Origin of the sequence: Mycoavidus cysteinexigens (assembly GCF_003966915.1) — a bacterium.
Classification (GTDB): Bacteria; Pseudomonadota; Gammaproteobacteria; order Burkholderiales; family Burkholderiaceae; genus Mycoavidus; species Mycoavidus cysteinexigens.
The window spans coordinates 740,673-756,720 of the sequence record NZ_AP018150.1 but is presented as its reverse complement, the minus strand read 5'-3'; the positions used below and the strand labels follow the sequence as shown (position 1 = coordinate 756,720).

General features: G+C 45.5%; 6 protein-coding genes. 2 read left to right on the top strand and 4 right to left on the bottom strand.

What is annotated here, in order from left to right; all coding sequences use genetic code 11:
- Positions 1–12 precede the first annotated feature (12 nt).
- Entirely contained in the window at positions 13–1,806 is a 1,794-nt protein-coding gene (gene lepA / locus MCB1EB_RS03345; protein WP_045362990.1) for a translation elongation factor 4, read from the bottom strand.
- 492 nt (positions 1,807–2,298) lie between these two features.
- Positions 2,299–6,366, bottom strand: coding sequence for an NACHT and WD40 repeat domain-containing protein (locus MCB1EB_RS03340; RefSeq protein WP_161566168.1), 4,068 nt, complete (start codon positions 6,364–6,366; stop codon positions 2,299–2,301).
- Between the two features lie 648 nt (positions 6,367–7,014).
- Between MCB1EB_RS03340 and MCB1EB_RS03335 the strand changes: the two genes are divergently transcribed.
- A complete protein-coding gene (locus MCB1EB_RS03335) occupies positions 7,015–9,729 on the top strand; it encodes a WD40 repeat domain-containing protein (protein WP_052393775.1) in 2,715 nt (904 codons plus the stop codon).
- A 426-nt stretch (positions 9,730–10,155) separates the two neighbouring features.
- Positions 10,156–10,701: a hypothetical protein gene (locus MCB1EB_RS03330; RefSeq protein ID WP_045362993.1), complete on the top strand. Its 546-nt coding sequence runs from the start codon at positions 10,156–10,158 to the stop codon at positions 10,699–10,701.
- Positions 10,702–10,880: 179 nt separating this feature from the next.
- Here MCB1EB_RS03330 and MCB1EB_RS03325 read toward each other — a convergent pair whose 3' ends face one another.
- Both MCB1EB_RS03325 and MCB1EB_RS03320 read right to left on the bottom strand, forming a co-directional pair.
- A complete protein-coding gene (locus MCB1EB_RS03325) occupies positions 10,881–12,107 on the bottom strand; it encodes an IS256 family transposase (RefSeq protein ID WP_126353856.1) in 1,227 nt (408 codons plus the stop codon).
- 27 nt (positions 12,108–12,134) lie between these two features.
- A complete protein-coding gene (locus MCB1EB_RS03320) occupies positions 12,135–15,977 on the bottom strand; it encodes an NACHT and WD40 repeat domain-containing protein (RefSeq protein ID WP_126353855.1) in 3,843 nt (1,280 codons plus the stop codon).
- Between the last annotated feature and the right edge of the window lie 71 nt (positions 15,978–16,048).

The following is a 16,048-nucleotide window of genomic DNA, read 5'->3' as shown; positions in this document are numbered from 1 at the left end:
CTTATAGCGACTTTATTTATCTTCTACACGAAGAATGGCAAGAAATGCTTCTTGCGGAATTTCAACGCTACCAACTTGTTTCATTCGCTTTTTACCCTCTTTTTGCTTTTCTAGCAATTTCTTTTTCCGTGAAATATCGCCACCGTAGCATTTCGCCAGCACATTTTTACGCAATGCTTTAATATTTTCACGCGCGATAATATGCGAGCTGATTGCCGCTTGAATCGCTACATCATACATTTGGCGCGGAATAATTTCGCGCATTTTGGCCGCTACCTGACGCCCGCGAAACTGGCTTTGGGAGCGATGCACAATGACTGATAGCGCGTCCACTTTCTCGCCGTTAATCAACATATCGACTTTCACCACATCGGCGGGACGATATTCTTTAAACTCATATTCCATTGAAGCATAGCCGCGCGAGACTGATTTAAGTTTATCGAAAAAATCTAGCACGATTTCAGCCATGGGCATTTCATAAATGAGCTGAACTTGGCGGCCACGGTAGACCATATCGATTTGCATGCCGCGCTTTTGCGTACATAGCGTAATCACCGAGCCGACATATTCTTGTGGCATATAGAGATTCACGGTGACGATCGGTTCGCGGATTTCTTCGATTTTTGAGGGCTCAGGCAGCTTAGCGGGGTTTTCAACCACCGTCAGCTCGCCATTATTTTGCCTCACTTCATATATCACCGTCGGCGCAGTAGTGATCAGATCCATACCGAACTCGCGCTCTAGCCGCTCTTGCACAATTTCCATATGGAGCAGGCCAAGAAAGCCACATCTAAAACCAAAGCCTAACGCCTGCGAAACTTCCGGCTCATACTGCAACGATGCATCATTGAGTTTAAGTTTCTCAAGCGATTCGCGCAGTGCTTCATATTGATTGGCTTCAACTGGATATAAACCAGCAAACACCTGTGGTTTAACTTCCTTGAAACCAGGCAGCGGCGCTAGTGCCGGTTTATTTGCATGACTGACCGTATCCCCTACTTTAGCTACAGTCAGTGCTTTAATGCCGGCGATAATGAAACCCACTTGCCCAGCCGAGAGCGATTCTCTAGCTTGAGATTTTGGCGTAAAGACACCGATGTGCTCAACTGGAAACTGGGCTCCGGTCGCCATCAGCACAATCCGATCTTTGGGGCGCAAAGTGCCATTCACAATGCGCACCAGAATCACCACGCCAACATAATTATCAAACCAAGAGTCGATAATCAACGCTTGCAACGGCGCTTGCGGATCTCCGACTGGCGGCGGTACTTTTGTAATTAACGCTTCTAATACATCGATTACGCCTTCGCCCGTCTTTGCGCTACAGCGCACTGCATCGGCGGCGTCAATCCCAATTACTTCTTCAATTTCTTCAATGGCCTGTGGACAATTGGCTGCCGGCAAGTCGATTTTATTCAATACCGGCACGACTTCGACGCCAAGTTCAATGGCCGTATAACAATTCGCGACCGTTTGCGCTTCAACCCCTTGACTGGCGTCAACCACTAATAAAGCGCCCTCGCACGCCGATAGCGAGCGACTGACTTCATATGAAAAATCCACATGCCCTGGCGTATCGATCAAATTGAGATAATAGGTTTCGCCATCACGCGCGCGATAAGTCAGCGCCGCGGTTTGCGCTTTAATCGTGATGCCGCGCTCGCGCTCCAGCGCCATTGAATCCAGCACTTGAGTTTCCATTTCGCGTGCAGAAAGACCTCCGCACAACTGAATGATACGGTCAGCAAGCGTGGATTTGCCGTGATCGATATGGGCGATAATCGAAAAATTTCTTATATCCTTCATAAATAATATTTTTTTACTCGCTATCCGATCAATTTCTTTTTGATAAACATGGCAGTGGACACGTTGTGAAAACTACCCACGCATAAGGCTGGTTGCACATTATACTGTAGTGGCGATGCCATCCGCATGGGTATTGTCAATCGAATTTACCACGTGTATCTTCTATTCATCAGGAAGTCGATACGCCCTCCTCTGCGTAGCAGTTACGCCATGATGGCTGATAAAACTTAATCCACTTATTGGCCTGTCTCGGCCCCAACTCATGAGCATAGTGCGCCAGCATGGATCCACGGTGCTGAAAAAGTATGTGCCACTGGCTTGCAAGTCAGTGTTTCATCCTTTTCCCTAACGCGAAATCCAGCGTTGACCTTCCCGAATTTAACCGAGGACCCGACAACATTTCGGTTGCCATGGTCAAAGCCGATGCATCTACTGCCGATGTCCGCTAAGGCGTTTAGACTGAGAACGCGTCACCGGCAAGTTACAAAGCATTCATAGGAAACTATCATCGCCCTTTCCTTTCTTTCTATTTATCCCTGAAGGGATTGAACTTGTAGAATGAACTCTTTTTTTCGCGGAAGATTCAGTGTCAGGCGCCCCCTCCTCAACTAATTCCCCCTCAGGCCACGAATATCGATTCGTATCTGATTCAGTAAAATCATCGCCATCCGACTCTAAGCTTACCTCACCAAGCTCGCCCAACTCAGAGGATGATTTATCCGAATCCTCTTCGAAAAAATCTATGGCACCTCGCTCTATCAGCAATGCCTCATTTTCAGAGCTTAAGTTGCGCGCTGCTCCAATCAATGCATCCGAAGCGACTAAGGTTCTTTGCTCCGAAGCCCACTCTAACAATACTTGATCTATTTCACCTAAGCTATCACGAAGAATTCGCCAAAAACGAATAGTTGTATCAAGCCCTGCAGTAGCAAGCATGAAATTTCCATCCGGCATGATTTTCCACTTAACTGAATAGACAGGCCCGATAAAACCTCGAATTATTGCCTGGCAATCTCCCTTTTGAACAGACCAAATTCTCACCGTATTATCGTTACTCCCAGACGCCAGCCAATCACTATCAGGAGAAAACGCAATGCTCTTCACTCCCTGCCAATGCCCGGAATAGGTATGCAGAAGCTCACGTGGACTCAATCCTCCCCATAGCCTCACACTCTTATCATCGCCTCCAGACGCAATCCATAGACCGTTCGGAGAAAATGCGACACTCATCACTAAAGACTCGTGCCCGCTATAAGTATGTTCAAGCTTCCTCGACAAAACACACCACAGTTTTACTGTTTTATCGTCGCTTCCAGACGCCAGCCAATCGCCATGAGGAGAAAACGCTATCCCCCTCACCCAATTATCATGCTTAAAGGCGCATACAAAACTCCAAGTGCCAGACATAAAACTCCACAGCTTCACTGTGTTATCCCAACCCCCAGATGCCAACAAATCGCCATTTGGGGAAAACGCAACACTAGTCACATTTTCCTCATGCTCGACATAGGTATCTGTAAGCTCTTGAGCACTAGATGTAAGGCCCAGCAGCAGCACCGCTTCATCATCGCTGGCAGACGCCAACCAATCGCCATTTGGGGAAAACGCAAGGCTATTCACCACACAGTCGTGCCAGGCAGTGGCGACATGCCTAAGCCCACCCGCACCCAATACACTCCACAACTTTAACGTTTTATCATCACTTCCAGAAGCCAGCCAATCGCCATCTCGAGAAAACGCGATACTATTCACCGCACCCTTATGCCCTGCATCAGTGATATGCCTAAACTCATGCGTACTCAACACACTCCATAGCTTCACCGTCCAATCATCGCCGCCAGATGCGACCCACTGGCCACCAGGAGAAAATGCAACGCTATTCACCGTCTCCTCGTGTCCAGCGTAGGTATGCACAAGTCTACGCACGCCCAATACATCCCACAATTTCACCGTAAAATCCATACTTCCGGTGACCAACCAATGGCCATCCGGGGAAAATGCGACACTCATCACAAGAAAATCGTGTCCCGCATAAGTGTGCGCAAGCTCACGCGTGCCTGACGTACTCCACAGTTTTGCCGTATTATCGTAGCTCCCAGACGCTAACCAATCACCCTTCGGGGAGAACGCAACACTAGCGACCTCATCCTTATGCCCGACATAGGTATATGCGGGCTCATCCACATATAACGCATGCCATAGCTTCACTGTACAATCAGAACTCCCAGAAGCGATCCAAAGTCCATCTGGGGAAAACGCAACACTAGTCACTTCTTTCTCATGCCCCTTGTAAATGTGCGCAAGTCCATGCGGGTCCAATACGCCCCACAGCTTTACAGTACGATCCCAACTTCCTGACGCTAACCAATCGCCATTGGGGGAAAACGCAACACTGGCCACTTCTTTCTCATGCCCCTTATAGGTGTATGCGAGTCTACGCGAGCCCAATACGTTCATGCTCCATAACTTCACTGTAGAATCGTAGCTTCCAGAGGCCAACCAATGGCTATTTTTGGAAAACGCAACACTAGTCACTTTTTCTTTATGTCCCTCATAAGTATGTACCCTCTGCATAGAGACGGTTTCATAGAGCTGAATAACGCCACTATCCCCTGCGACAGCAAACCAATCACCATCTGGCGAGTAACAGCAAGCGTCCACTTTACCTCCCATCTCTAAAGTCGGCCTTTCACCTAACTCCACCCCTTTGAGATCGGCTCCATTTAAATTAACTCCTCTGAGCCAAGCACCCCTCCAATTCACCTTTCTTAAATCTGCACCTTTAAATTGAGTATGGTCAAATAATCCATAACTTAAATCTGCTTCAGGTACCCGTATTCCGCTGAAATCTTTGTTGATTAATTGCACATTGCTTTTTACCAAAAGAGTCAACGCATTCGCAGCAGCTTTCTCAAACTGGGCACCCTCTTCTCCTTTAGATTGCTCAACCACACTTAAAAGCCGAGTTTCTAATTGCGACTCTTGCCGTACACCTTCTGCTAAAAATTGTAAGATCGCTGGATCGTTCACGATATTTAATCTGTTGAACCGCGAAAAAGCTTCAATCTTGCCACCAGCAGCAAGCTCTTCCCACAGTGCTCGCGCTACAAAATAATCTCTTAACGATTTATGGATGAACCGATATTGATCTTCCTGCCTGGATAACGGCGCGTTAAAGCGTAATAGTCGCTTCTTTTCATCGTCGTTACCTAAAAAATTCCTCCATTCTTGCGCCTGGTCTGGGGCTGATGGCAAATACGTTGCGACGAGAACTTGTTTTTCATACAACGCAAGGGCAAACTCTTGGCTGAAATGAATGCCATGCTGAATAAAATCTTCTTCGGCTAAACGGTTAAATGTTTTTTGCTCTTCTTTAGTTAACTGAATCCCTTGTAACCGATTCTGCGAGCGGTCAAACCAGTTTTTCGCAAACTGCTCATAAAGTGCAATTCGAGTATATGACCTCTGATTAGAAGAGCCCTCTTCCGAACCCAACGATGGCAACACCTGTAGCACAATCTTAAGTAAAAATGGATTGCCAATCAGCGCCTGTAAATCTGGATGCGCTAAAGCACTTTGATACTGATCCGCATTCCATTTGGGGTCTTGAGCATGTCTAATATGTCTCTCTACATAGTCTTCAATAGCACTCTCGGAAAATGGCGCTAGCTCGCACTCTTCAAATACTCTGGCTTGACCTGAAGGATAAAACTTGCTTTGATAACTCGCCCCTAAATATTCGGGGCGACTACTGATTATCACTTTAGCATCCCACTTATCGAGTTTGTTATCCGTATAAAAAGCCCGTTGACGATGCTTGATCTCGTCATAACCATCCAGAATAAAGATAAACCGCCGGCTTTGCCGTAACTGTTGGATCTGCTCTTTTGAAAAGCCTTCCTCAGAAAAAAATTCAGTGAGTAGATTTTTATTCGGGTCTTCTAGTGTCGTCAGCTGTATAAATACTGGAATGCGCTCATCTTTTTTCTCATTAGCCTGCTCATATTTCTCCCATAAATCGCGGGCTAAATAACGATTAAACGTCGATTTCCCTGAACCCGCCTCGCCTAGCAGTAAAAAAACTTTTTTATCCGACTCTAAAAATGTATTGAATTTACTATTTAAATCAAACCGCTCTCCCGATTCGCCGCTGTTTACAGCTTTACCCTCGGGCGCAACATACAAGCTCAACGCATCGCGTATCGTTTCGTCATCGTGCAGACCCGATAAATAAGTCTTGCGCATCGTTTTGATACCCTCACCCAATGTAGCCAGGGAGGTGGTGTTAGGTTGCAACACTAAGTTTTGTTGTTGTATTAAAGTTTCTAGCAACCTAAGGTCTAGAGGCGTTCCATGATAATGCACTTCGACTTGGTGATTCGAACCGCTCACAGGGATACTTACCAAGCCCGTGCTAACTTGCGTGACAGATTCCGCCGGCTCATAGATTCTATCCGTTGAATCTGGTCGAGCCACTGTATTAGAGAAAGCCGAAGTTGATTGAGAAAAAGATGAAGTTAAAGAAGGTTGAGTGCTTTTGCTTTGATTTATTGGCAACATACTGGTTATCATTTTTTGATGGGTGGTCATTCCCCATTTTTAAGGGAACTTAAAAGTAGAAATTAGGCCGCAATCGTCAATTTCCCCCTCGAATTTAAGCAAATTTTAGCATTGAAAATTTACTCTTTTCGCTCCGCAAGGAAGAGGCTATTTAAGCCCATGACGGACGTAATCTACTTATTTACGAGATAATTGCGGAACGGGTAATCCCCCCCACCACATGAGGCTTTGCGAAGCTTTTGAATCCAAACTTTTTTACGGATTTATTAACTTTACAACAAACGCCGATTTGGTAGCCGCTTCAACTCCCCAAATTTGATAACAGAAAATAATTTAAAGCTCTGTAAACTGCATAGGATGCAGTAAGTTGGCACTCGATTTTACTCAGAAAATTTAAATTTATCCTTAACAAAAGATAAAAAATAGTTTTGGGAAAATTTATTGTGTGACTATTCTATATACAGCAATGGTCTTTGATAAAGTTTTGTCTTAATAGGCAAGCTTTACATTTGTTTGTATTGTGCTTGCACAATTTAAGTACTTGAGTTTATCGAAGTTTTTTGATCATATATTCTAATTATAGGTTGATCCAAATTCTTGCCTGAATCGGGGCTATGGAGCAGCTGTAATTTAACGTGAGGGATATTTATGCTATCTCCTATTTCAGGCTACTCCGTAGCGCAAAAATCCTTACCCATTCAATTACGTTCACTACCAACTGAAATACAAGAAGAAGTAGAAGATTATTTAGATCTGCATGATAGAAAATCATATTATCAAGCATTAATGACGGCGACTCGCAACGGCGAACCAATCGACGACTCTCTTGCGCTCAAATTACACCTGCTGTTGCGCAATATTCCGCATGAATATCAGTCTATTTTGGCTCAATCAGATGCTGATCTCGGCCATTTCGCATGGAGCCAACTCGATAATTTACGAAAATCAGGGCAACTTGATCAAATCATAGAAAAACCAACATTTTTTAAACTGTTACTTCTTTTGCAGAATTCGGAAATATTTGAATTTTTAAAAGAGCGAATTGAACAAGAGCCTGAGTTGGAAAAAAAGCTGTTGAATTGGGTGGAGCGCTCGAAACAAGAGGAAGTGGAATCCAAGGCAGCTAATGCGTTAACGCTATTGGTGAAAAGCGGAGTATTGTTAAATGACAAAGATTTCAATCGGATACGGGTGCGAGGAGCGGATTTAAGTTATGGAGTATTTGACTATACAGAATTTAAGGATGCGGATTTAAGAGAGGTGAATTTACACCATGCCTGGCTAAGAGAGGCGAATTTGAATAATGCGGATTTGGCTGGCGTGGAGTTTGGTGAAAGGCGCACTTTGGAAGTAGCAGGGGCCGTTCAAGCTTGTTGTTATTCGCCGGAGGGCCGTTGGCTTGCTATAGCGGAAAGAAATACTATTCAGCTCTATGACGCCAAGAATTTGCAATGGACTCATACATATTTGGGGCATGCGGGAGAGGTGGAAAGTGTCACGTTTTCGCCTAATGGCAAGTGGTTAGCGTCTGGTGGTGATGATCATACTATAAGGCTGTGGAGCGTCTCGGGAGCACGATTACTTATGGATACGTATCTCGGTCATGAGGGGAGAGTGCATAGTGTTGCATTTTCGCCGGATGGCCAGTGGCTAGCGTCTGGCAGCGCTGACCATACGGTAAAACTATGGAATCTGCTAGATACCCAGCCTCTTCCTCTTATTTACACATATACTGGACATGAAGATATGGTAAGGAGCGTCGCCTTTTCGTGCGATGGCCAGTGGCTGGCGTCTGGCAGCAGTGATAAAACAATAAAGCTATGGGATGTTTCGGGTACTCGATCGCTTATACACACGTATGAAAATGAAATACAGCACGAGCTGGACGACCAATCTAGTTTGCATGGCATGTTTGACGGTAGTGTATGGAGTATCGCGTTTTCCTATGATGGAAAGTGGCTGGCCTCTAGCCATATGGGGGGAGAGGTGAAGCTATGGAATGTTTCGGGCAGTCGGACTCTCGCTTATACGTACGCTAAGAGCGCGCATATAACGCTTAGTGTCGCATTTTCACGTGATGGTCGGTGGCTGGCATTTGACGGTTCAGATCATGGGGAAAGGAGTGTGGAGCTGTGGCGCGTATCGGGTGCTGAGACACCCGAACATACATATAAAGGGCATAGGCATGATGTAAATAGCCTCATGTTTTCACCTGATAGCCGGTGGTTAATGTCTGGCAGCGGGGATCATACGGTGCGATTTTGGAGCATTTCGGGGGCCCGACCACCTGCGCGTGTATATAGAGCAGATGAATCTCCTTCGATTGGTAACCTCGCATTTTCGTATGATGGTCAGTGGCTAGCGTACGGCGCCTCTAATAACACCGTGAAACTATGGAAAATATCCGGCATTCGATCACTCGTACACACGTATGAAGGACATAAGCATTGGGTATCGAGCGTTGCGTTTTCGCGTGATGGTCAGTTATTAGCATCTTGTGGCTGGGATTGCACAGTGATGCTATGGAGCGTCTCGGACCCTAAAGAGCTTGTGTATACTTATGGCGGGCATGAGGAGGCTGTGTGTAGTGTCGCGTTTTCGAGCGATGGCCAGAGGTTAGTATCTGGCAGTTTGGACGAAAGAGTGGACCGAAGGATGATTATATGGAACATTTCGGGTGACCGGACGCGCGCAAAGGCATATACAGAGCCTGAGGGTGGGGTGTTGAGTGCCGAATTTTCGAACGATGGGGAATGGTTCGCTTTTTGCGCCGGAGATACAGTAAAGCTATGGAACCTATCAGGTAACGATTCTTTAGGCCATAGGTATGAAGGACATCAAGATATGGTGAGTAGCGTTACTTTTTCGCCTGATAGCCGGTGGCTAGCGTCTGGCAGCTATGACTGTACTATAAAGCTATGGGGTGTATTAGATACCCGACCTCTCGTGCGCACCTATATCGGGCATGAAGGTAAAATAGATAGCGTGGCGTTTTCGCCAGATGGCCAGTGGCTAGCATCGGGTAGTGAAGATCATACAGTGAGATTATGGTCTGTTTACTCAGACGCTTGCCAAAAGATATTGACCTGTTTTGTTCAATCTGTCACCTCGATTGTTTGGCGGAATAGCCCGGATGGCCTCGCTATGCTTGCTACTAGCGAACTTTGTAATATTCACCTTTGGCGGGTTTATTATAATTCGAGCCAAATAATTCGAGTTAGATTAGAATGGGCTTTAAAGCAAGATAACTTGATAGCTACAGGCGCATTAATTGAAACTGCACGTAATTTAACTCCTGACAATAGAGCATTGCTGAGGCAGCGGGGCGCTTCACAAGCAGAGATAATTCAATCGCTCCCATAAATATTGGAGTGCCGCGCATACTGTAACTGCTGATACACGTTGGCACCAACAAAATAACCTAATGTTTGAATAGGTCGAAAATTACGCAGCAAGGAGGTCTGAAATTGGGCATTTCCGAAAACGTCGAAACCCATGCTGATAGCGGGAAAGGGGTGGGTTTGAGCTTTTGATAGGGGGACCTATTACCTTGTCCCCGTTTAGCGTATCCCTTAGCTGGAGGGTTTATACGGTCAACGCGATCCCATTTGATTTTTGACAACTCTTTTCTCCTTTACTGAATTTTAAACCTTCAGCAAGGGAGGTGTTTCTCAAGGACAATGTCAGAGGCGAGATAAATAGTAATAACAATGTAGGAATTAGGCAGATTTTTCTAAGCTTAGCGATACAGCGCTGTTTCAGCACTTAATATACACACATACTTATTCTATGAAAATTTATAAAGCTCTTTGTTTTATAACAACAGCCATCGTATTTCAGTTAAGTGCAGTTGCTAACGAGCATAGCAATTTTAGAGGCACGTGGGCTGCTTCTGTCTGCCAGCATGTAGTCAAACCTTATCAGGAGGGGAGTTGGGATATTTATCTAACGGGTTATGCTTGGCATGCAGGCGCTATGTTTAGCGGAAAAGAATTGAATTCTAGAGCGTACGGAGGGGGCGTTGGTAAGCACTGGGTTGACGCTAGAGGGCATGAAGATTTGCTGTATGCCTTTGCATTTATTGATTCATATAAGCATCTTCAGCCGACTGTTGGGTATGCGCGTCAATGGTTCACTAAACCCATTGGCCCGATTTTGTTAGGTGGAGGTTTTACCGTGGGGTTGACTGGACGGGAAGATATATTTCGTTACTTACCTTTGCCAGTGCTATTGCCGATAGGTTCAGTACGTTTTAAGAAGTTTTCGCTGATGAGTACAGCGATCCCACGCAGAAAAGGAGCGCTGGGGTTGGTTTGGGTGCGCTATCAGTTCTAAGAGTTAGCCCTTTCAGGGTGTTGGTTCAATCAGACTGCTGATTCATATACGTCAGATTAAGTCTCGGCTAGGACAGATTAATTAAGCCCAGCTGGTTTTGAAATAATTTTCCCGAATCGGAAGATTTGAGCCTGTCATTATTTTTGTGTGCGAGGAAGCCTCACCAAGAAATTACAGTCTCATGCTAAAGAAACAGTAAATCGGTCGCCAAATAAGATGGCAAATTGAATTTTAGCTGCTCGCCATATAATCGGAGGCATTTTCCACTCCTTAGAGATATTGCGCAAGGCTAAATAAATTAATTTAATAGCGGCTTGGTCGTTAGGGAAATGGCCCCGATTTTTAATCACCTTACGCACGCGCATATGCAGACTTTCAATGGCATTCGTTGTATAGATGATTTTACGAACCTCCAGGGGGTAGGCAAAAAATGGAATAACTTCTTGCCAATGACGTTGCCAAATTGAAGCAATGGGCGGATATTTGAGGCCCCATGGGCCATTGGCAAAGGCTTCAAGCGCTTGAGCCGCTTCCTCTTCGGTCGTGGCTCGATAAATCGTTTTCAATTCTGCCGCCACCGCTTTGCGGTCTTTCCAGCTCACAAACTCCAAGCTATTCCGTATTAAATGGACAATACAGGTCTGAATTTGCGTTTGCGGGAAAGCGGCTGTGATCGCTTCTGGAAACCCTTTGAGCCCATCTATTACAGCAATCAAGATATCCGTCACGCCCCGATTTTTGAGCTCTGTCATCACCCTAAGCCAGAATTTTGCCCCTTCAGTCTGCTCTACCCAAATGCCTAAAATTTCTTTCAGGCCATCGGATCTTACACCTAGCGCCAGGTAAACCGCTTTATTCTTTACGCTGCCTTCATCCCGTATCTTCACTCGCAGCGCATCAAAAAATACCAACGGATACACGGACTCCAACGGACGATTCTGCCATTCAGTCACCTCATCCATTACGCTTGAGGTCACCTTTGAGATTAGGTCTGGCGAGACTTCTAGACCATAAAGTTCCGTCAGATGCCCTTGGATCTCTCTTACCGGTAAACCCCTTGCGTACAGGGAAATCACCTTATCATCGAACCCAGGTAAGCGTCTTTGGTGCTTCGCTATCAATTGTGGATCAAAATTCCCCTCCCGATCTCGAGGTATATTCAACTCTATCTTGTCCTGAGACGCTAATACTGTCTTCTTGCTACTCCCATTCTTATAGTTATTTTTTATTTCTCCCGCATTCCGCTCTTGAGCAAGATGATGGTCTAATTCCGCTTGCAGCATTCTCTCTGCTAATGCTTTTTTTAGCTGACCAAATAACCCGGCCTCTGTAAATAGCGATTGCGGATTCGACGGATCTACTCCTTCTAAGATTTTATCTAATAGTCCTTCGTCTAACTTTGTCATAGGATTCCTTTTTTATTACTTCTATTATCAGATGAATTCCTCTTCACACAAAGTTTCTGACACGCTCGAAGATTTGCTTGTAATTTGAGTCTGCACCGCCCCTCTCTGCTTGAGTAGTCGTTCATTAACTTCGCTTAACCCTTTTACCCCTTCTATTAATGCCCCTCCCACGGTCAGGAAGTCATGTCCTGTACTCCAGCAAAAAGTTTCCTTATATTCTCCCCCCTCTTTTTTGATTTTCCACTGCCGAACTGACTTATCTATGCCGCCCATTGCTAGATACTGGCCGTCTAAAACCTCTTTCCAGTCTAAGCTTATTACCATAGAACAATCTTGAATCACCCTCTGACACTCGCCCGTTTCCACTTCCCACAGTCGTACTGTAGTGTCGAAACCGCCCGAAGCGAGCAGATCGCCTTTTGGCGAATACGCTACGCTAAAAATAGTATTCGTATGACCAATCAAAGTATAGTTTTCAGCACCCGTTTTGCTATCCCATAGATGTATTGTTTTGTCCTCACCGCATGAGGCGAGCGAATCACCTTTCGGCGAATAGGCTACGCTAAAAACGCACTCATCCTCCGTATGGCGGCTTAAGATATGAAGTTCAGTGCCCGTTTTGATATCCCACAGCCGCACTGTGCCGTCCTTACCGCACGAGGCCAGTTGATCACCTTGCGGCGAATAGGCCACTTTATCAACATCCCCCGTATGGCCGCTGAAGACCTTAAGTTCAGTGCCCATTTTGGCATCCCACAGTCGCACTGTGCCGTCTTCACCGCACGAGGCCAGTTGATCACCTTGCGGCGAATACGCAATGCTATAAACACTACCCGTATGACCGCTGAAGGCCTTAAGCTCAGCGCCCGTTTTGGCATCTCGTAAAGACACTATACTATCGGCACTGCTCAAGGCAAATTGATCACCTTTCGGATGATACGCAATGTCCAAAATAGCAGTCTTATAATCGATTAAAGTTTTAAGTTCAGCGCCCGTTTTAACATCCCACAAACGCACTGTATTGTCCAAACTGCATGAAGCAAGCTGATCTCCTTGCGGCAAATACACTACACTTCTAACGATATCTTCATGTCCGCCGAAGGCATTAGGCTCAGCAACCATTTTGGCATCCCACAGCCGCACCGTGGCGTCACCACCGCCTGAAGCAAGCTGATCTCCTATCGGACTATATGCGAGGCTTACAAGCATACCCATATGGCCGCTGAATGTGTTTAGACACGCACCCGTTTTGACATCCCACGGCCGCACTGTGCCATCAACACTACCTGAGACAAGCCAAAGATCCCCTTGCAACGAGTACATTACTCTATGTATACCATCCGTATTTCCGTCTAAGGTGTACAGTCTAGCGCCCGTTTTGACATCCCATAGAAACACTATTCCGTTATCATCGCACGAGACAATTTGATCTCCTTGTGGCGAATACGCCAAGCTCATAACCATTTGCTCATGGCCCCTTAAAATATGAAGCCCAGTACCCGTTTTGACATCCCACAGTCGCACCGTCATGTCGCTACTGCCAGAAGCAAGTTGATCACCTGTCAGGTTATACGCAACGCTAAAAATTGTAGTCTCATGGCCGATTAAGGTCTGAAGTTCCGTGCCTGTCTTGACATCCCACAACAGCACTCTATCCTCGAAACCACCAGAGACAAGCTGATCTCCTTGCGGATTATATGCAAGGACCGCACCCCAACCCGCGTGAAAACTTAAGATGTGCAACGTACTCCCCATTTTGACATCCCACAGTCGCACTGTTTCGTCTTCACTACTCGAGGCAAGCTGATTACCTTTCGGGTTATATGCAATGCCAAAAACTTCAGCCGTATGGCCAATTAAGGTATGAATTTTTTCCCAATTTGACGTCTGATAAACGCCGATTTTACCGCTCTCAAGACCCGTGGCGAGCCCTCCCCCATCCGGTGAATATGCGCAGGATAATACTGCGCCCTCTTCCTGGAGGTATGGCCATTCGCCAAACTGCACCCTTGCCATCTGGGCTCCGCTTAAATTCGCCTGTCGCAGCCAACTCTTGTCAAGTTTGACCCCTGTTAAATCCGCCTTTTGCAACTGCGCTGAATCAAATACTCCGTAACTCAGATTCGCTCCTGGTATCCGGATTCCCTTTAAATCCACTTTGGTAAACGGCACTCCTGCTCTGACCAAAATCGTGATCGCATTGGCCGCGCCTCTTTCAAGCTGAGCACCGCCCTCTCCTTTAGATTGATCAACCACGCTTAGAAGACAATTTTTTAACTTCGGCTCTTGCCACACACGCTCAGCTAAAAACTGCAATATCGCAGGATCGTTCACGATGTTTAATCTATTGAGCCAAGAAGTTAGCTCTATTTTTTCACGAACGTCGAACTCTTCCCACAGCGCTCGTGCCACAAGATAATCTGGAATCGACTTATGGATAAACTCATATTGATCATCGCGGCAGATCAGCGGTGCATTAAAGCGTAATAATTTAATCTTTTCATTACTTTCACTTAAAAATTTATCTCGCCAATCTTGTGCCACTGCGCTAGATTCATCATAGGAAAGCTGTTCCGAATACGCCACGCGCACCAATCCAGCTTGATACATCTCTATTGCCAAATCCTTACTGAATTTTGTGCCATGCTTAATAAAAGCTTTATTTAGAAAGTGAAATGCCTTCTGTTCTGCATCAGTTAAGCGAATGCCGCTCAAACGATCTTGCGAACGCGCAAACCAACTCTCCACAAATTGGTCATATAATGCAAGCCGAGTAATACGTTGGCTGCTATTCTTGTATCTCTCGGCCAACGCTGGTAATTCGCCCAAGGCCAATTTGAGTAAAAAAGGATTGCGCATTAACTCTTTGACTTCAGATCGCTCTAGAATTTCTCCATGCTCCGCGACACTCCTTTCTAATTCTGGATATGAGCTTTTATATTTGTTTATATACTCCTCAATCGTCACATCAGAGAATGGCGCCAGTTGATATGTTTGAAGCAAATATGCTTGGCCTTTCGGGTGGAACTGACGTTCATATCGGTCTCCTAAATACTCTGGCCTACTCGTAACGATTACTTTGGCTTGCCATTCATCTAGTTCATTCTCAACATAGAACAGGCGAGTACGATCTTTAATCTCATCGTAGCCATCTAAAATAAAGATAAAGCGATAATTCTCTTTTAATTCAGCTACCTGCTCTTCTGTAAATTTCTCTTTTTTTAGGTACTCTGAAATAAGATTGGTGTTCGGATCTTTCAGGTTTGATAGCCGAATAAATAATGGGATGGGTGTCTGACCAGATTTATTGGCTTCCTTGTCATATGCTTCCCATAGACTACGTGCCAAATACCGATTAAAGGTTGACTTACCAGAACCCGCTACGCCCAACAAAAGGAGCACCTTCTTTTCTTTTGAAGCTAAGAAATCTCTTACCTTCTCTTCCAGGCTAAAGCATTCCTTTACATTCGTAATTAGAGTGCATTCGGGCGCGACGTACATTGCCAACGCATCTTTGATTTCCTCATCTTTCTGCAGTCCATCCAAATATCTTTTCTGCAACCGCTGAATCCCCAGACTAGCGAGTGGAGCGGCATTAGATTGTAAGGCTATGCTTTGCAGCGGCCTCAAAATTTCTCGTAACAACTGAGCATCTGAAGCCGTTGAATGATAATGCACGGTGATTTCGTTATGTGATCCCACCACTGGAATATTAATCAACCCATAGTCGATTTGCATGACTGACCCTGCTGCCTCACAAATCCTATCCGTTGAATTGGGTTGTACCGCATTCGCAAAAGCTGAGGCTAATTGAGGAAAATACGAAGATAAGGAAGGTTGAGCGCTTTGGCTTGGATTAATCGGCGACATGCTAGTTATTCTCCCCTATAGCTCACATTCATCTATCTGTGAGCGCATCATTCACTATCCATTAAAGTTTC

Coding starts and splice junctions, on each gene's coding strand:
- lepA (WP_045362990.1), bottom strand. CDS start 1,806: ATGAAGGATATAAGAAATTTTTCGATTATCGCCCATATCGATCACGGC.
- MCB1EB_RS03340 (WP_161566168.1), bottom strand. CDS start 6,366: ATGTTGCCAATAAATCAAAGCAAAAGCACTCAACCTTCTTTAACTTCA.
- MCB1EB_RS03335 (WP_052393775.1), top strand. CDS start 7,015: ATGCTATCTCCTATTTCAGGCTACTCCGTAGCGCAAAAATCCTTACCC.
- MCB1EB_RS03330 (WP_045362993.1), top strand. CDS start 10,156: ATGAAAATTTATAAAGCTCTTTGTTTTATAACAACAGCCATCGTATTT.
- MCB1EB_RS03325 (WP_126353856.1), bottom strand. CDS start 12,107: ATGACAAAGTTAGACGAAGGACTATTAGATAAAATCTTAGAAGGAGTA.
- MCB1EB_RS03320 (WP_126353855.1), bottom strand. CDS start 15,977: ATGTCGCCGATTAATCCAAGCCAAAGCGCTCAACCTTCCTTATCTTCG.